Genomic DNA, 15,552 nt, shown 5'->3' on the forward strand with positions numbered 1-15,552 from the left:
GTGGGCCGGCACCGGCAGGAGCGCGCTTGCGCGCGATGCGGGGTTACCGGTGAAGCGTCGTCGCGCCCGGGTGCGCTCCTACGTGGATGCGGTCTGCGCGTCCCGGGACGCATCGCTGCGCCGCCCACGCGATTGCCGCGGTCACCCGTAGGAGCGCACCCGGGCGCGACGGGGCATGACCAGGACAACCCCACCCCGCAGGCGCGGCTTGTCCGCGATGGGCGTTACCCGGACAGCCCCACCTCGCAGGAGCGGGCTTGCCCGCGATGGGCATTACCGGGAAAGCCCTATCGCGCGCCAGCGCGCTCCTACGAGAGTCATCGGACAAAGCGCTGGCACACGATGGTTGATGATGAAACCGTCGTGCCGGTCGCGATCATCTAATCCTTTTGGGTTAGTCTTCGACGACTTTGCGCTTGAGAGGGTGTGCGTTTCCGATGAACGAGTACCGCAGCAGTCTTGTGTTCGCTACCCCCGACCTGCCCTTGCGCGACGATGTGCGTCGGCTCGGCGCCCTGGTCGGTGACCTGCTCGCCGAGCAGGTCTCTGCGGAATTCCTCGAGGAAGTCGAACGCGTCCGCACCACCGCGATCGCGCGGCGCGAGGGCGATGCGCCGCCGTCCACGCTGAGCGCGCAACTGGCCGGGCGTGAACCGCGCCAGGCCGAGGCGCTGGTGCGTGCCTTCAGTACCTATTTCCAGGTGGTCAACATCGCCGAGCGCGTGCACCGCATCCGCCGCCGCCGCGAATACCAGCGCAGCGGCACCGACACGCCGCAGCCCGATGGCCTGCACGATGCATTGCGTCGGCTCAAGGCGCAGGGCGTGAGCCTGGACGAACTCAGCGCGTGGTTGCCGCGCATCGACGTGGAGCCTGTGTTCACCGCCCATCCCACCGAAGCGGTGCGCCGCGCGCTGCTGGAAAAAGAGCAGTTGATGGTCGCCAGCCTGGTCGACAACCTGGACGGCATGCGCACGCCCAACGAGCGCGCCACCGACGCGGCGCGCTTCCGCATGGCCCTGACCGCCTCCTGGCAGACCGCCGACTCCTCGCCGGTGCGTCCCACCGTGGAGGACGAGCGCGAGCATGTGGGGTTCTACCTCACCCAGGTGCTCTACCGCGTGGTGCCGGTGATGTACGAAACCCTCGAACACGCCATCGAAGAGACCTACGGCAGCGTGCCGACCCTGCCGCGGCTGCTGCGCTTCGGCACCTGGGTCGGCGGCGACATGGATGGCAACCCCAATGTGGATGCCACCACCATTGCCGGCACGCTGGATGCGCAACGGCGTGCGGTGCTGGACCGCTATCAGAAGGAACTCTGGCAACTGGCCAGCCTGCTCAGCCAGTCGACCACGCTGGTGGCGGTGAGCCCGGCGTTGAGCGAGCAACTGCAGCGCTACCGCGCGTTGTTGCCGGAAGACGCCGCACGCTCGCGTCCGCGCCATGGCGACATGCCGTACCGGCTGCTCAACGATCTGATGCGCGCGCGCCTGCAGGCCACGCTGGACGATGCCGAGGGCGCCTATACCAGCCCGTCCGAGCTGGAGCACGATCTGCAATTGATCCTGGACAGCCTGCAGGCCAACAAGGGCCTGCACGCCGGTTGGTTCGCGGTGCGCCGCCTGTTGTGGCGCGTGCGCAGCTTCGGCTTCCACCTGGCGCGTCTGGACGTGCGCCAGGAATCAAGCGTGCATGCGCGCGCGGTGGCCGACGCATTGGGTCAGGCAGACTGGGACGAACAGGACGCCACCCAGCGCGCCGCATTGCTCGGTCCGTATGCCTCCGGCGAACAGGCATTGCCGCGCGTGGATGACGAAGGCAATGCGCGGCTGGATGCGGTGTTCGCCGCGCTCGCCGACGCGCGCAGCCGCCATGGCGCCGATGCGCTGGGCAGCTACATCATCTCGATGGCGCACAACCGCGCCGACGTGCTGACCGTGCTGGCGCTGGCACGGCGCGGCGGCCTGGTCGATGACGCCGGCACGGTGCCGCTGGATATCGTGCCGCTGTTCGAAACCGTGGACGATCTGCGCGGCGGCACCGGCACCGTGCAGGACCTGCTCGCCGACCCGGTCTACCGCCAGCACCTGGCTGCGCGCGGCGATACGCAGATGGTGATGCTGGGGTATTCGGACAGCGGCAAGGACGGCGGCATCACCGCCTCGCGTTGGGGGCTGCAACGCGCGCAGGTCGAACTGCTGGAGGCTGCCGCCGAACTCGGCGTGCGGCTGACCTTCTTCCACGGCCGCGGTGGTTCGATCGCGCGTGGCGGCGGCAAGACCAGCCGCGCGCTGGATGCCGCGCCGCGCGGCAGTGTCGATGGCCGGCTGCGCGTGACCGAGCAGGGCGAGGTGATCCATCGCAAGTACGGCATCCGTGCCCTGGCGCTGCGCTCGCTGGAACAGATGACCGGCGCGGTGCTGCTGTCCAGCCTGCGTCCGCGTGCGCCCGAGCCGCGCGAGGAGCGCTGGCGCCCGGTGATGGATCTGGTCGCCGAGCGCAGCACCGTGGCGTATCGCGCCTTCGTCGGCGCGCCGGATTTCATGCAGTACTTCCGCCTGGCCACGCCGATCGATGTGATCGAACGCATGACGCTGGGCTCGCGTCCGTCGCGCCGGCTCGGCCAGGACGCGGCCTTGTCCAACCTGCGCGCGATTCCGTGGGTGTTCGCCTGGAGCCAGGCGCGTGCGGTGATCCCGGGCTGGTACGGCGTGGGCAGCGGCCTGCAGGCGGCAGTGGATGCGGGGCACGAGGAGACCTTGCGCGAGATGGCGCAGGACTGGCCATTCTTCCGCACCTTCCTCGACGACGTGGCGATGGTGCTGTCCAAGGGCGACCTCACCATCGCCGAGCTGTTTTCGCGCTTGTCGGGCGACCTGCATGCGCGGTTCTTCCCGGGCATCGGCGCCGAGCTGGCGCTGACCAAGGGCTGGGTGAAGGCGTTGACCGGCCAGCAGTCGCTGCTGCAGCACGACCCGCGGCTGGCCTTGTCGATCCGCCTGCGCAACCCCTACATCGACCCGATCAGCGTGCTGCAGGTGGACCTGCTGCAGCGCTGGCGCGCCACCGATGGCGAAGACGACGAATTGCTGCGCGCGCTGGTGGCCTGCGTCAACGGTGTCTCGCAAGGCGTGCAGAACACCGGCTGATCCGTTCGCTGCTCCGGCCGTCGGAGGCGGCTGCCGGAGCAGGCTGCCGGAGCAGACCGTTGGTCGGAGAGGGCGCAGATTGGTGAAGCGGACTCTGGTGTTACCGGACAAATCTGTCCGATAATGCCGCGATGACGACTTCCCGCCCTGATGCCGCGCTGCGCCGCCGGCAGATACTCGATGCCGCCGACGAAGTGTTCAGCGAACACGGCGTCAACGCCCCGCTGGAACTGGTGGTCGAGCGTGCCGGCCTTGGCCGCGCCACGCTGTACCGCAATTTCCCCGACCGGCTCGCGCTGATGACGGCGCTGATGACCCGTGGCCTGGATGGCCTGGAACGGCTGGCCGCCGATCTGGCCGAGCGCCCGGACGGGCTGGCCGTGCTGCTGCACGATGTGGCCGAGCACATCGCCCAGTCCGCGCCGCTGGTGGATTTCTGGCGTTCGATCGAACGCGCGCACCCGGCCGTGGACGCGGCCGACCGGCGTGTGGTGCGCATCTTCCTGCCGTTCGTGCACCGCGCCCGCGACGCCGGCCTGTGCCGTGCCGATGTCGATGACGAGCAACTGCTGCTGGTGATCGACATGCTCGGCAGCTGCCTGCGTGGCAACGACGAATCCGAACGCAAACGGCTTGCCCATCGCTCGGCCGACTTGTTGATGCACGCACTGGGCATGCAGGTGCCGGAAGGCGGCACCCGATGAAACCGGCCACGCGTTCGCGCATCGGGCGCTGGGCGCTGCGGGGGGCGCTGGTGCTGGCCGCGCTCTGGGGCGGGCTGGCGATCTACTTCGCGCTGACCGGCAATGCGTTCGTGCGCGCGGCGTGGGTGGGCTCGTGGTGCGCGATGGCAATCGCGGCGTTGTGGGGGTTGCGGCGTGGCCGCGAGAACTGGGCCTTGGTGGGCATCTTCAGTGCCGCCTTCGCGGTGCTGGCGCTGTCGTGGTGGATGATGCAGCCCAGCCAGGAGCGCGACTGGGCCGACGATGTCGCCCAGCGCCTGCAGCCGGAGGTGCACGGCAACATCGTCACGCTGCACAACGTGCGCAATTTCGACTGGCATGGCGAAACCGACTACCAGCCGCGCTGGGAAACCCGCCAGTACGACCTGGATCGCCTGGTCAGTGCCGATCTGGCGCTGTCGTACTGGATGGGCCCGGCGATCGCGCACACGTTGGTGTCGTTCGGTTTCGACGACGGCTCGCATGTGGTGTTCTCGCTGGAAATCCGCAAGGAGCGTGGCGAATCGTTCTCGGCATTGGGCGGGTTCTTCCGCAGTTTCGAAGAAACCCTGGTGGCCGCCGACGAGCGCGACATCCTGCGCGTGCGCACCAACGTGCGCGGCGAGGACATGTACCTGTACCGGCTGGCGCTTCCCAAGGCCGGGCTGCGCCGCATGTTCATGGGCTACGTGGGCCTGGCCAACGACCTGAATCGCGCGCCGGCGTTCTACAACACGCTCACCAGCAACTGCACCACGATCGTGTTTGCGTTGGCGCGCCAGTTGCAGCCCACCTTGCCGCTGGATCATCGCCTGTTGCTGTCCGGCTACGTCGACGAATACGCCTACGATCACGATGGGCTGATGCCCGGCTACGACTTCGCCACCCTGAAGCAGCGCGGACATTTCACCGCACGTGCGATCGCCGCCGACAAGGCCGCGGATTTCTCCGAGCGCATCCGTGCCGGCATGCCGCAGGCGCCAGCACCAGCACCAGCCGGAAGCGCAGTGCGATGACGCCGCGCCTGCGTGGATGCCGCGCCGCTGCCGTGCTGGCAGGACTGCTGGCGAGCCTGTGGCTGAGCGGCTGCGCGATGGTCACGGTGCAATCGCACAGCAGCGGCGACTACATCGCGCGCACGCGCGGCGATGTGCTCAGTACCGGCGCATTGAGCCAGGCCAGCAGCGAGACGGTGCAGGTGGCCGGTCTGCAGCCCAAGGCCTGCCGCAGCGACCCGCTGCCCTGCCTGCAGCAGCTCACCACGGTCGCAGGCATCGGCAACGAGCGCCGGCTGGCGACGCAGGCCGAGCTATGGACGGCGCAGGCGATTGCCCTGGGCGGGCGCGACCCGGCAACGATGAGCGATGCGGCAGTCGACGCCTGGCTGGAAGCGGCGCGGCATGCCTACGCCTACCTGTTCTTCACCGATCGGGCGCCCAGTGCGCGTGCGTTCGAGAATCGCCAGACGCAGGTACGCGACTACTACAACTATGCGGTGCAGCAGGTGATCGAACGCCTGTTCGCGCGCGCGCAGCAGACCGGCCAGACCGAGCGCGAACCCACCACCCTGGGGCGCTGGCAGGTCAGGATCGACATGTCTGCGTATCGCTTGCCGGGCGGTGGCAACACGCCGCGCGCGATCTTCGCCGCCTCGGCGTTGCGCTTCGATGGACTGCGCAGCACGTATCGACGCGACGGCTTCGGGGCCGAACTGGTGGCCGAGGTGGACCCGCAAGTGGTCGGCGATCCGGCCGGGCTGGCCTTGCAACCAACCGCCACCGTCGCAGCACCGGAGCGTCCGCTGCCGACCTTCAGCGAGATGCCGTACGCACCGGCAACGCTGCTGCTGCGTTTCGATGGACAGACGCTGGATGCGGTGCTGCGTGGCCATGCCGCCACCGTGGTGCCCTACGACCCCTATCGCCAGAACGAGGTGGTGCTGCATGGCCAGCGCGTGCCGCTGGCGGCCAATTTCACCGCCGCCTATGGGCTGTGGCTGGCCAGGTCCGGGTTTGCCGCGCAGTCGCTGCGGTCGATGCTGGGCCGCGCGCGCGGCATCGACCGCCCGCATCTGTATCTGATGCAGCCCTACGACCCGGACCGGCGCGTGCTGCTGATGCTGCACGGGCTGGCCAGCAGCCCGGAAGCCTGGGTCAATGTCGCCAACGAAGTGATGGGCGATGAAGCGCTGCGCCAGCGCTACCAGATCTGGCAGGTGTACTACCCCACCAGTGCGCCGGTGGCGGTCAACCGCGCCGAAATCCAGGCCCTGGTGGAGCGCAGCCTGCAGCACTTCGATCCGGCCGGCACGGCGCTCGCATCGCAGGACATGGTGTTGATCGGCCACAGCATGGGCGGGGTGATCGGCCGCCTGCTGGTGTCCTCCTCCGGCGAGCGCCTGTGGAATTCCCTGCTGGAAAACTACCGCCTGGACGGCGAGCGCGGCGCACGCATCCGCGCGAAGTTGTCGCCGCTGCTGCATTTTTCGCCAATGCCGCAGATCGACCGCGCTATCTTCATCGCCGCGCCGCATCGCGGCACGCCCCTGGCCGAGGGTGGGCTGGGGCGTTTCGTCGGCCGCCTGGTGCGTTTGCCGATCGCCTTGCTGGATCGCTTCGGCGATGTGTTTCAGGACCTGGCCAGCAGCGAGCGTGGCGGGCAGGGGGGCGACCCGCGCCGCAAGCGGCGCCTGCTGCCGCCGACCAGCATCGACAACCTGCGCGATACCGATCCGTTCGTGCGCGCCAGCATGGACCTGCCGATTTCCCCGCAGGTGCATTACCACACCATTGTCGGGCGCGAGAAACCGCAGGTGCCGCTGGCCGACTCCGACGATGGCCTGGTGCCGTATCGCAGCGCGCACCTGGACGGTGCCGAGTCCGAACTGGTGGTGACCTCCTGGCACAGCGTGCAGGAAACGCCGCAGGCGATTCTGGAGATCCGCCGCATCCTGCACGAGCAATTGCGCTCCGAGGCGGTGGGCGCAACGGATGCGCAGGGCAAGCCAGCGGCCGCAACGCCCGCGACATTCTGATCGCGCTGCAGCGCACTGCCGGAAGGCGTGGCTTACAGGGCACGCACTGCGGATGTGGAATTTGCCAGCGGCCGACAATGCGCCCTGCCATCCGATGCGCGTCCCGCACTAGCGCATTGTTTATCTGGCCCGTGCTATCAGGCGGTTTCCCGAAGACGCCTGAAGCAGGGAAGAGGCAATGCGTACGATGCGGTCGGCAGTGATCCGGGTGCCCCTGCTATTGGCCGGCCGCGGCCGCGACGAAGGCCAACGGCAGGCGGCCGGTCCCGCGGGCACCACGCCGCTGCCAGCACAGACCGCAGCGCCTTCATCCGCAGCGCCACCCGTGGCCGATCAAGCGCTACCCGGATTCCCGGCCATCCCGCCGATCGTGATTGCATAAGCACGCAGGACAACGACGATCCCGTGCAGGTGGCGCAGCATGCGCGTGCTGAGGACAGATGTGCCGATGCGTTGATGCCGGCCCATCGCAAGTCATCGTGCCGCGGCCCTGTGCAGGGCGTCCTGACGGCCGGTGCGAAGGCTATCCACGCAAGGTGGCGCACCGTGCGGCGCGGTGCGGTTCGTAAGGGCGCCTGCCGCGCCCGTCACCGCGGCCGCGCGGCTGATGCGCAGCATCATCGTCGCGTGGTGCCTGCCCGGACATGTTCGCGAAGTTCCGCCGGATGTCGTCTGCCTGGCACATTGGCAACGTAGATTCCGCCATGACCAACGGGATGACCACCAAGCATGTGTTCTGGGCACGCGATGACAACGGGGCAGGGTAGTGACCCGACGCCTGCAGGCGATGACGGCAGCGACGCGATGGGGGTTGCGTTGTTGCCATCCTGCAAAGGCGTCGCGCCGTTGCGCGCAGGCATCAGGCCGGCATCGACGACAGCGTCTTGGCTGCGATGGCTGGTGCCGGCGCTCAGCTTCGGCGCGCTGCTGCTGATCGGCTGCACGCCGCGTCCGCCCGGACCGCCCGCAGTCGCAAAGACCGCGCAGGCCGCGCAACTGGAACGCGTGGTGGTTGTCTTTCGGCACGGCGTGCGCGCACCGCTGCAGGGCGAAGCCGCCGCGGCGCACTACGCCGACGCGCCATGGCCGCAATGGTCCACAGCGGCCAGCCTGCTGACGCCGCGTGGGCGCATCGGCGTGCAATTGAGCGGCGACTATCTGCGCCAATGGCTGGTGCAGCAGGGCGTGTTGCCACCGAGCGGGTGCCCGGTACCAGGCAGCGTGTCGGTCTGGGCCAATACCGACCAGCGCACCATCGACAGCGGCGCCCTGCTGGCCGCGGCGCTGGCACCGGGCTGCGGGATCGTCGCCGGGCATCGCCAGGCCGGCAGCAACGATCCGTTGTTCCGACCGATCGAAGCCGGCGCAGTGCCGTTCGATGGCGCAGCGGCAGTTGCGGCGATCAAGAGAGAAACCGGTGGCCCAGCCGCGGTGTTGCGAGGGCACGCGGCCGAGCTGCAGGCGATGCAGCAGATCCTGGGCTGCACGCGCACACCCTGCGACTTTGCGCAGATGCCGTCCACGCTGACGCCGTCGGCCAACGGGCGCGGCCTGGCGCTGGGTGGGCCGATCGATCTGACCTCCGGCACCGGCGAGGTGTTGCTGCTGCAATACGCCGAAGGGCTGCCGCTGGCGCAGGTCGGCTGGGGCCGTGCCACACCCGAGCGGCTGGCGCAGGTGTCCCGACTGCATGCCTTGTTGTTCGACATCTATGCACGTCCGCATTACATGGCCTCACGCTCGGGCGCACCGCTGGCGCGCAACGTGCTGCAGCGCTTCGGCAATATGCAGGCGCCAACGGTCTCTGTTTTCGTCGGCAGCGATACACATATCGCCGCGTTGAGCAGTTTGCTGGGCCTGCACTTCCATCTGCCCGGCTACGGCGCCAATGATCCGCCGCCGGGTGGCGCGTTGGTGCTGGGCCTATGGCGCGAACCGAACGGGCAGCAGGTAGTGCGTGCGCAGTATCTGGCGCAATCGCTGGATCAACTGCGGACGCTGGCGCCGTTGGATCTGGCGCACCCGCCGTTGCAGCAGACGTTGGCGCTTGGCATTTGCACAGCTGGGCAACGCATGGCATGCCCGTTGCCGGAGTTTATGTACTCGCTTGAGAAACAGCTGCAGCTCGATCGGTAACCGTGCAGCAGCAATCCTGATCTGGAAAAGGCGATCACCGGTTGTTCCTTCTCCCACCGGGAGAAGGTGCCCCGCAGGGGCGGATGAGGGTACGCGCGACGCCTGGTGTCATCGAATATGCAAAGAGGCTACGCCCCGTACCCTCACCCCAATCCCTCTCCCGCAGGAGAGGGGCTTTTCTTTTTTCAGCCTCCGACGATGATCGGTGGTGCTTGCGCGCGTGCCGGTGTGGGGCCTTGAGCGGCATGGATGCCGCGCCAGAGCCTACAAGGACGTACTTGCGGCGTGTCCCACGCCGGTACGCGCGCAAGCACCCGCAGCAGACCGAAGCTTCTACGGAGCACCAGCAGATCTCATGCGCAGGTTGGTCGGTGTGCGGAGTTGGTCGGCAGCGCGGCGCCGCATCCAGTGTCGGGACACGCCGTGAATCCATCCCTGGAGGCTCGGTGGCGGCATCCATGCCGCCACACGGTCCCGCCCCCGGACGCGGCACCGCGCTCCCAGCGTTGCCACTGCTGATCGGCAGGCGATTACGCTTGCAAGCGCCTTCAGTGGCCGAAGCCTTCAGTCACAGAGCGTCAGTGACTGGAGCATTCGCACAAACCCACTAGATGTCCAACGCGCAGATTCGTCAGTAAGCGGTGGCCGCATCAAAAACCCGGACACGCAGTGAATCCAGCCGTGGGGTTCGGTTGTAAGCATCCATTCCACCAAAACGCACATGGGCCGCATCAGCGGCCCATGTGCAATTCACTGCATCCGCTCCCGCAGGAGCAGTCTGCTTACTTCAGCTTGGCGTCGGCGCGCAGCGCGTCGGCGCGGTCGGTCTTTTCCCACGAGAACGCGGTGGCGTTATGCTGCTCCCCGGTTGCGTCGGTGTAGGAGAAGTCCTTCGGCTTGCGGCCGAAGTGGCCGTAGGAGGCGGTCTGCTGATACATCGGGTGGATCAGGTCGAGCATCTGGATGATGCCGAACGGACGCAGGTCGAAATGCTTGCGGATCAGCTTTTCGATCTGTTCGTCGGCGATCTTGCCGGTGCCGAAGGTGGTGACCGAAATCGAGGTCGGCTCGGCCACGCCGATGGCGTAGGAAACCTGCACTTCGCAACGGTCGGCCAGGCCGGCAGCCACCACGTTCTTGGCCACATAGCGCGCGGCGTAGGCTGCCGAGCGATCGACCTTGGACGGATCCTTGCCGGAGAACGCGCCGCCACCGTGGCGCGCCCAGCCGCCGTAGGTGTCGACGATGATCTTGCGGCCGGTCAGGCCGCAATCGCCCACCGGCCCGCCGATCACGAACTTGCCGGTCGGGTTGATGTGGAACTTGGTGCCCTTGTGCAGCCACTTGGCCGGCAGCACCGGCTTGAGGATTTCCTCGCGCACGGCCTCGACCAGGTCCTTCTGCTTGATGCCCGGATCGTGCTGGGTCGACAGCACCACCGCGTCGATCGCGGTCGCAACGCCGTCTTCGTAGCGCAGGGTGACCTGCGACTTGGCGTCCGGACGCAGCCAGGACAGCGCCGAGTTCTTCTTCTTGCGGATCTTGGCCTGCTGCTCGACCAGGCGGTGCGCCAGATGGATCGCAGCCGGCATGTGACTGTCGGTCTCGTTGGTCGCATAGCCGAACATCAGGCCCTGGTCGCCGGCGCCCTGCTGCTCGGGGTTCTTGCGGTCCACGCCCTGGTTGATGTCGGGCGACTGCTTGCCGATCAGGTTGAGCACGCCACAGGTCTCGCCGTCGAAGCCGACGTCGGAGCTGTTGTAGCCGATGTCCAGAATGACCTTGCGGGTCAGCGCTTCCAGGTCGATCCAGGCACTGGTGGTCACTTCGCCGGCAACGATCGCCACGCCCGTCTTGACCATCGTCTCGCATGCCACGCGGGCGCGCTTGTCCTGGGCCAGGATGGCATCCAGCACTGCGTCGGAGATCTGGTCGGCGATCTTGTCCGGATGGCCTTCGGAGACCGATTCGGAGGTGAACAGGTAGCTGGACATCAGGCTTATATCCCTTGATTCGGATGAAAAGATGGGTGCGGATGATACACCGTCCGACAACCCTGTGCATTGTGCGCCTGAACAGCCCGGTGTGGCGTTAAACCCGTGTCGTGGCACGGGTTTGCACGGTCATCGGGGTGTCGTCAGCTTGCCATGCAGTGGTCGTATCGAGCGGTCAGCATGCGCGCGTACCTGGCGCCTTGGCTGCTTGCGGCCGGGGCGCCGCAGGGGAATCAGCGATGCCGTTGGACAGCGTGCCGGGGCGAGGGCGCATGGCTGCTATGGCGCCCACGACCCGCGATGCGGTGTCCGAGGCAGCGCGTCGCGGCTTGCGGCGGGGCGTGCATCTACGCGCGTGCGCTGCCGGCGCCTGCGGGCGGCGCACGCACCCCGCCTGCGCCGCGCCCGATCGCAGCGCCGAGATTCCTGCCCCGGAGACGCCCGCATGCACTTGTCCACATTGCATCCACCGGTCCGTGCCTTGTTCCTGTCCGACCTGCACCTGGGCTCGCGGCATTGCCATGCCGCCGAGATCGCCGCCTTCATTGGCCGCCAGCGGTGCCAGAAGCTGTATCTGGTGGGCGACATCATCGACCTGTGGTGGATTTCGCAGCGGCGCGCGGTCTGGGACGTGGCGCATCAGCAGGTGATCGCGGCCCTGCATGCGCAGGCCCGGCGTGGCACCGAGATCATCTACGTGCCCGGCAACCACGACCGTGCCATCCGCCGCTTCTGCGGCCTGGTGATGCCGGCCATGCAGGTGCGCCGACGCAGCGTCCACACCTTGCTGGACGGGCGCCGGCTGCTGGTCACCCATGGCGACGACTACGACGCGCAGACCCATTTCGGCGGCCTGCAGGAACGATTTGGCGACTGGCTCTACTACCGCATCCTCACCGGTAATCAGCTGACCAATCGTCTGCGGCGTCGGCTGGGCATGCGCTACTGGTCGCTGGCCGAGTTTCTCAAGCGACGCAGCGATGCAGCCGAGCGTTACATCGGCCGCTTCGTGGCGGCCGGCCTGGCCGATGTGGTGCGCCGCGATCTGGACGGCATCGTCTGTGGGCATATCCATCGCGCCGCACTGCGCATGCAGGCTGGCCATCTGTACGCCAACACCGGCGACTGGGTGGAGAGCCTGACGGCGCTGCGCGAGACGCAGTGCGGCGTACTGCAACTGGTCAACCATCACGGCGAGGTGCTGGCCGAGCTGGCGCCGCAACCCCACGCCGCGCAGCAGCGCGCGGCGTGAGGTCGTCATGCGTAGCGCATGTCGGCAGGCCGCGGCTGCCGGGAGCCGCCATCGGGCTGCAGCGTCCGCCATCCTGGTGCAGGGCATCCAGACGTCGGCAGCGGCCTCGTTTTTTGTCAGCGAACCGCAGCGCGATGCGGGCAACGCACCTGCTGGCTGACTGCCCCGCGGTCGTAACGCACGCGATGGCACTGAACGATGCCTGGCCTGCTAGCATCGGCCGATGGATTCATTGACCCAGATCGTTCTCGGCGGCGCCGTCGCCGCTGCCATCGCACCGGCCGGACAGCGCCGTGCGGCCCTGTTGGCCGGCGCCGCACTGGGCACCTTGCCCGATCTCGATGCGCTGGTGTTGCTGCCGCTGACCGACGATCCGGTCACGTTGATGACGGTGCATCGCAGCGCCAGCCATTCGTTGTTGGTGCTGCCGTTGCTGGGCTGGCTGATCTGGTGGCTGTTTCGCCGCTACGGCAACGGCCGTGTGGCCAGTGCGCCCAAGCGCTGGTTCTGGGCGATCCAGCTGGCCTTGATCACCCATCCCTTGCTCGATGCCTTCACCGTCTACGGCACCCAGCTGTGGTGGCCGCTGCAGCCGCATCCGGCGATGTGGTCGAGCGTCTTCATCATCGACCCGGCCTACACGCTATGGCTGTTGCTCGCCTGCGCGGTGGCATGGTTTGCACGCGCGCGGCCCATCGCGCAGCACGCACTGGTGATCGGGCTGGCGCTCAGCTCCGCCTATCTGGGTTGGTCGTTGCTGGCCAAGCACCTGGTCGACCAGGAAGCGGACCGTGCGCTGGCCGCACTCGGGTTGAAGGATGCGCCGCGCTTCTCGGTGCCGATGCCGCTCAATACCCTGCTGTGGCGCGTGGTGGCGATGACGCCCAACGGCTATGTGATCGGCGAGCGCTCGCTGGTGGCCGACAAGGGCCCGATGCAGTTTCGTGGCTATTCCAGCAATACCCAGGCGCTGGGCGAAGTGGCCCGGTTCGATTCAGTGCGCCGGTTGACCTGGTTCAATCGCGGTTTCATGCGCGCACGCCTGGTCGATGACGAGCTGATGCTCAGCGACCTGCGCATGGGCCTGGAGCCGGACTACAACTTCAATTTCGTGGTGGCCCACCGCGAAGACGGGCAGTGGCAGCCGATCGCGCCGCGACAGATCCAGGCTGCCTACCGCGCGCCGGTGGCGCGCGATCAGATCGGCCAGGTGCTGGCGCAGATGTGGCGCCGCATCTGGCACGAGCCCACCGGGACGGTGCTGACCGGTGATCTGGAACATGCCGCGATGCCTGCACCGGCGGCCCGGTAGGCGTGCCCAGGCGGTTGGCCAGCAATGCGCCTGCCGCAGCTCCGTGCAGCACGCCGGCTCAATACACCGTCGCGCGTGCCTGCACGAACGAGTAGAAGAACACCGCGTCCGGGTCGCTGTGCACCTGCGCCAGTTCGCGGCGCATGCCGTCCACGGTGTCTGCGTTCACCGCGCCGGCCGCAAGCAATTGGTCGGCCGCCGACAGCAGCACTTCTTCCCAGAATCCGATCATGGTCTTGCGCCGGCCCGGCTCGCGGTTGTCCAGATGCAGCGTCTTGATCTCGGTATGCACATCGCGAAAGCCGCCGGCCAGCAGCAGGTTGCCCAGCTTGGCGCCGACGAACGGGTCGCCGCCCTGGTCGTACTGGAAATCGTTGAAGGCCATCCAGTAGCGCCATAGGTTGGGCGAATACGGATGCAGCAGGAACGAGGCGTTCATCACCTCGGTGACATACACCGGCGAGCCCGGCAGCAGCACGCGCCGTACCTCGTTGAGCACGCGCGCAGGCGAGGGCACATGCTCGAGCACCCAGCACAGGAATGCCGCATCGAACTGACGCGCCTCGAACGGCAGGTCGCTCGCATCGGCCTGCTGCAGCGTGTAGCGCTCGCGGCACCATGCCAACCGTTCGAGATTGGCGCGTGCCGCGCCCAACTGGGCCTCGCTCAGATCCACGCTGGTGACATGCAGGTCGGGAAAGCGGCGCAGCAGGATTTCGGTCTGCGCGCCCACGCCGCTGCCCACCTCCAGCAGCCGGCGTGCGCCGCTGTAGTCGATCTGGTTGAACAGCGTGGCTTCCAGCAGGCGCGCCTGTTTGAGCAGGCGTGCCTGTTCGGTGGACGAAAATCCATGCAGATAGGTCGGGGTGTCGCTCGGTGCGCTCATCGCTGCAGCTCCAACAACGCAGGAAAACTCAGGCGGCAACCGACAGTGCGGGCGGCACGCCGGCGATCAGGGCATCGAAATACGCGCCGGTCAGTTCCAGCTGCGCTTCCGGTGTTTCGGCGCGATTGACCACCGCGCGGAAGTCGGCGCTTTGCGGGTGATCCTTGGCGTACCAGCCCAGATGCTTGCGCGCGATGCGCACGCCCTGCGGCTGCCCATAGAACGCATGCAAGGCTTCCAGGTGGCCGAGCAGGGTGTCGCGCACGAACGCCAACGACGGCGGCGGCAACAGCTCGCCGGTGGCCAGATAGTGCGCCACCTCGCCGAAGATCCACGGACGCCCCTGCGCCGCACGCCCGATCATCACCGCATCCACGCCGGTGGCGCGCAGTACCTGCGCCGCCTTCTGCGGCGAATCGATATCGCCATTGGCGATGACCGGAATCTGCAGCGCGGCCTTGATCTGCGCAATCGTGGCGTACTCGGCAGTGCCGGTGTAGTGCTGGTCGCGGGTGCGCCCGTGCACCGCCAGCGCGGCGATGCCGCAGTCCTGCGCGATGCGTGCGATGGTCGGGCCGTTGCGGTGATCGCAATCCCAGCCGGTGCGGATCTTCAAGGTCACCGGCACATCCACCGCCTGCACCACCGCGCGCAGGATGCGGGCCACCAGGGCCTCGTCGCGCATCAGCGCCGAGCCGGCCCAGGCGTTGCAGACCTTCTTGGCCGGGCAGCCCATGTTGATGTCGATCAGCTGCGCACCGTGGTCGACGTTGTAGCGCGCCGCCTCGGCAAGTTGCTGCGGCTCGGTGCCGGCAATCTGCACGCTGACCGGATCCGGCTCGCCGGCATGGTCCATGCGGTGCAGCGATTTGCGCGTGCCCCAGAAACGCGGATCGGAGATGGTCATCTCCGACACCGCCAGCCCGGCGCCCAGCCGTTTGCACAGCAGCCGGAACGGCTTGTCGGTGACGCCGGCCATCGGGGCCAGGATCACCTTGGGGTCGATGGAGTAGGGGCCGATCTGCATGGCGGCATTGTAGCTGGGTGGGGAATGGGGAATGGGG

The 15,552-nt window shown here is 67.7% G+C and carries 10 protein-coding genes; 7 read left to right on the top strand and 3 right to left on the bottom strand.

The window, feature by feature from the left end; genetic code table 11:
- The first annotated feature begins 437 nt into the window (after nucleotides 1–437).
- From ppc to EO141_RS03205, 5 genes are all read left to right on the top strand, one after another.
- Nucleotides 438–3,152, top strand: coding sequence for a phosphoenolpyruvate carboxylase (gene ppc, locus EO141_RS03180; protein WP_119130748.1), 2,715 nt, complete (start codon nucleotides 438–440; stop codon nucleotides 3,150–3,152).
- A gap of 131 nt (nucleotides 3,153–3,283) precedes the next feature.
- Nucleotides 3,284–3,856, top strand: a complete 573-nt coding sequence (locus tag EO141_RS03185; protein WP_102583939.1) for a TetR/AcrR family transcriptional regulator — start codon at nucleotides 3,284–3,286, stop codon at nucleotides 3,854–3,856.
- Nucleotides 3,853–4,890 carry a DUF4105 domain-containing protein gene (locus EO141_RS03190; protein WP_127168524.1) on the top strand — a complete coding sequence of 346 codons (1,038 nt, stop codon included), beginning with the start codon at nucleotides 3,853–3,855 and terminating at the stop codon, nucleotides 4,888–4,890. The genes EO141_RS03185 and EO141_RS03190 overlap by 4 nt, the downstream gene beginning before the upstream one ends.
- The gene (locus EO141_RS03195; RefSeq protein WP_127168525.1) at nucleotides 4,887–6,908 is read left to right on the top strand and encodes an alpha/beta fold hydrolase; all 2,022 of its coding nucleotides are present in this window, start codon (nucleotides 4,887–4,889) and stop codon (nucleotides 6,906–6,908) included. The genes EO141_RS03190 and EO141_RS03195 overlap by 4 nt, the downstream gene beginning before the upstream one ends.
- Nucleotides 6,909–7,655: 747 nt before the next feature.
- Nucleotides 7,656–9,044: a histidine-type phosphatase gene (locus tag EO141_RS03205; RefSeq protein ID WP_241236616.1), complete on the top strand. Its 1,389-nt coding sequence runs from the start codon at nucleotides 7,656–7,658 to the stop codon at nucleotides 9,042–9,044.
- A 782-nt stretch (nucleotides 9,045–9,826) separates the two neighbouring features.
- Here the strand turns inward: EO141_RS03205 and metK are convergent.
- Nucleotides 9,827–11,038: a methionine adenosyltransferase gene (gene metK, locus EO141_RS03215; protein ID WP_104584603.1), complete on the bottom strand. Its 1,212-nt coding sequence runs from the start codon at nucleotides 11,036–11,038 to the stop codon at nucleotides 9,827–9,829.
- Nucleotides 11,039–11,483: 445 nt separating this feature from the next.
- Here metK and EO141_RS03220 point away from each other — a divergent pair, with 445 nt between their 5' ends.
- Together EO141_RS03220 and EO141_RS03225 are read left to right on the top strand one after the other, a co-directional pair.
- Nucleotides 11,484–12,290: a UDP-2,3-diacylglucosamine diphosphatase gene (locus tag EO141_RS03220; RefSeq protein ID WP_104584605.1), complete on the top strand. Its 807-nt coding sequence runs from the start codon at nucleotides 11,484–11,486 to the stop codon at nucleotides 12,288–12,290.
- Between the two features lie 223 nt (nucleotides 12,291–12,513).
- Nucleotides 12,514–13,602: a metal-dependent hydrolase gene (locus tag EO141_RS03225; RefSeq protein ID WP_104584607.1), complete on the top strand. Its 1,089-nt coding sequence runs from the start codon at nucleotides 12,514–12,516 to the stop codon at nucleotides 13,600–13,602.
- A gap of 58 nt (nucleotides 13,603–13,660) precedes the next feature.
- Here the strand turns inward: EO141_RS03225 and EO141_RS03230 are convergent, their stop codons facing one another.
- Nucleotides 13,661–14,488, bottom strand: a complete 828-nt coding sequence (locus EO141_RS03230; RefSeq protein ID WP_119130754.1) for a class I SAM-dependent methyltransferase — start codon at nucleotides 14,486–14,488, stop codon at nucleotides 13,661–13,663.
- A 28-nt stretch (nucleotides 14,489–14,516) separates the two neighbouring features.
- Complete coding sequence (gene dusB, locus EO141_RS03235; protein WP_104649668.1) at nucleotides 14,517–15,515, bottom strand: tRNA dihydrouridine synthase DusB; 999 nt, start codon at nucleotides 15,513–15,515, stop codon at nucleotides 14,517–14,519.
- Nucleotides 15,516–15,552: the final 37 nt, after the last annotated feature.

The organism is Xanthomonas sp. BRIP62415 (assembly GCF_003993515.1).
Lineage (GTDB): Bacteria > Pseudomonadota > Gammaproteobacteria > Xanthomonadales > Xanthomonadaceae > Xanthomonas > Xanthomonas euroxanthea.

Excerpts from the sequence above, each read along its gene's own strand:
- EO141_RS03230 (WP_119130754.1), bottom strand. The coding sequence starts at position 14,488 with ATGAGCGCACCGAGCGACACCCCGACCTATCTGCATGGATTTTCGTCC.
- ppc (WP_119130748.1), top strand. The coding sequence starts at position 438 with ATGAACGAGTACCGCAGCAGTCTTGTGTTCGCTACCCCCGACCTGCCC.
- EO141_RS03220 (WP_104584605.1), top strand. The coding sequence starts at position 11,484 with ATGCACTTGTCCACATTGCATCCACCGGTCCGTGCCTTGTTCCTGTCC.
- EO141_RS03205 (WP_241236616.1), top strand. The coding sequence starts at position 7,656 with ATGACAACGGGGCAGGGTAGTGACCCGACGCCTGCAGGCGATGACGGC.
- metK (WP_104584603.1), bottom strand. The coding sequence starts at position 11,038 with ATGTCCAGCTACCTGTTCACCTCCGAATCGGTCTCCGAAGGCCATCCG.
- dusB (WP_104649668.1), bottom strand. The coding sequence starts at position 15,515 with ATGCAGATCGGCCCCTACTCCATCGACCCCAAGGTGATCCTGGCCCCG.
- EO141_RS03195 (WP_127168525.1), top strand. The coding sequence starts at position 4,887 with ATGACGCCGCGCCTGCGTGGATGCCGCGCCGCTGCCGTGCTGGCAGGA.
- EO141_RS03190 (WP_127168524.1), top strand. The coding sequence starts at position 3,853 with ATGAAACCGGCCACGCGTTCGCGCATCGGGCGCTGGGCGCTGCGGGGG.
- EO141_RS03225 (WP_104584607.1), top strand. The coding sequence starts at position 12,514 with ATGGATTCATTGACCCAGATCGTTCTCGGCGGCGCCGTCGCCGCTGCC.
- EO141_RS03185 (WP_102583939.1), top strand. The coding sequence starts at position 3,284 with ATGACGACTTCCCGCCCTGATGCCGCGCTGCGCCGCCGGCAGATACTC.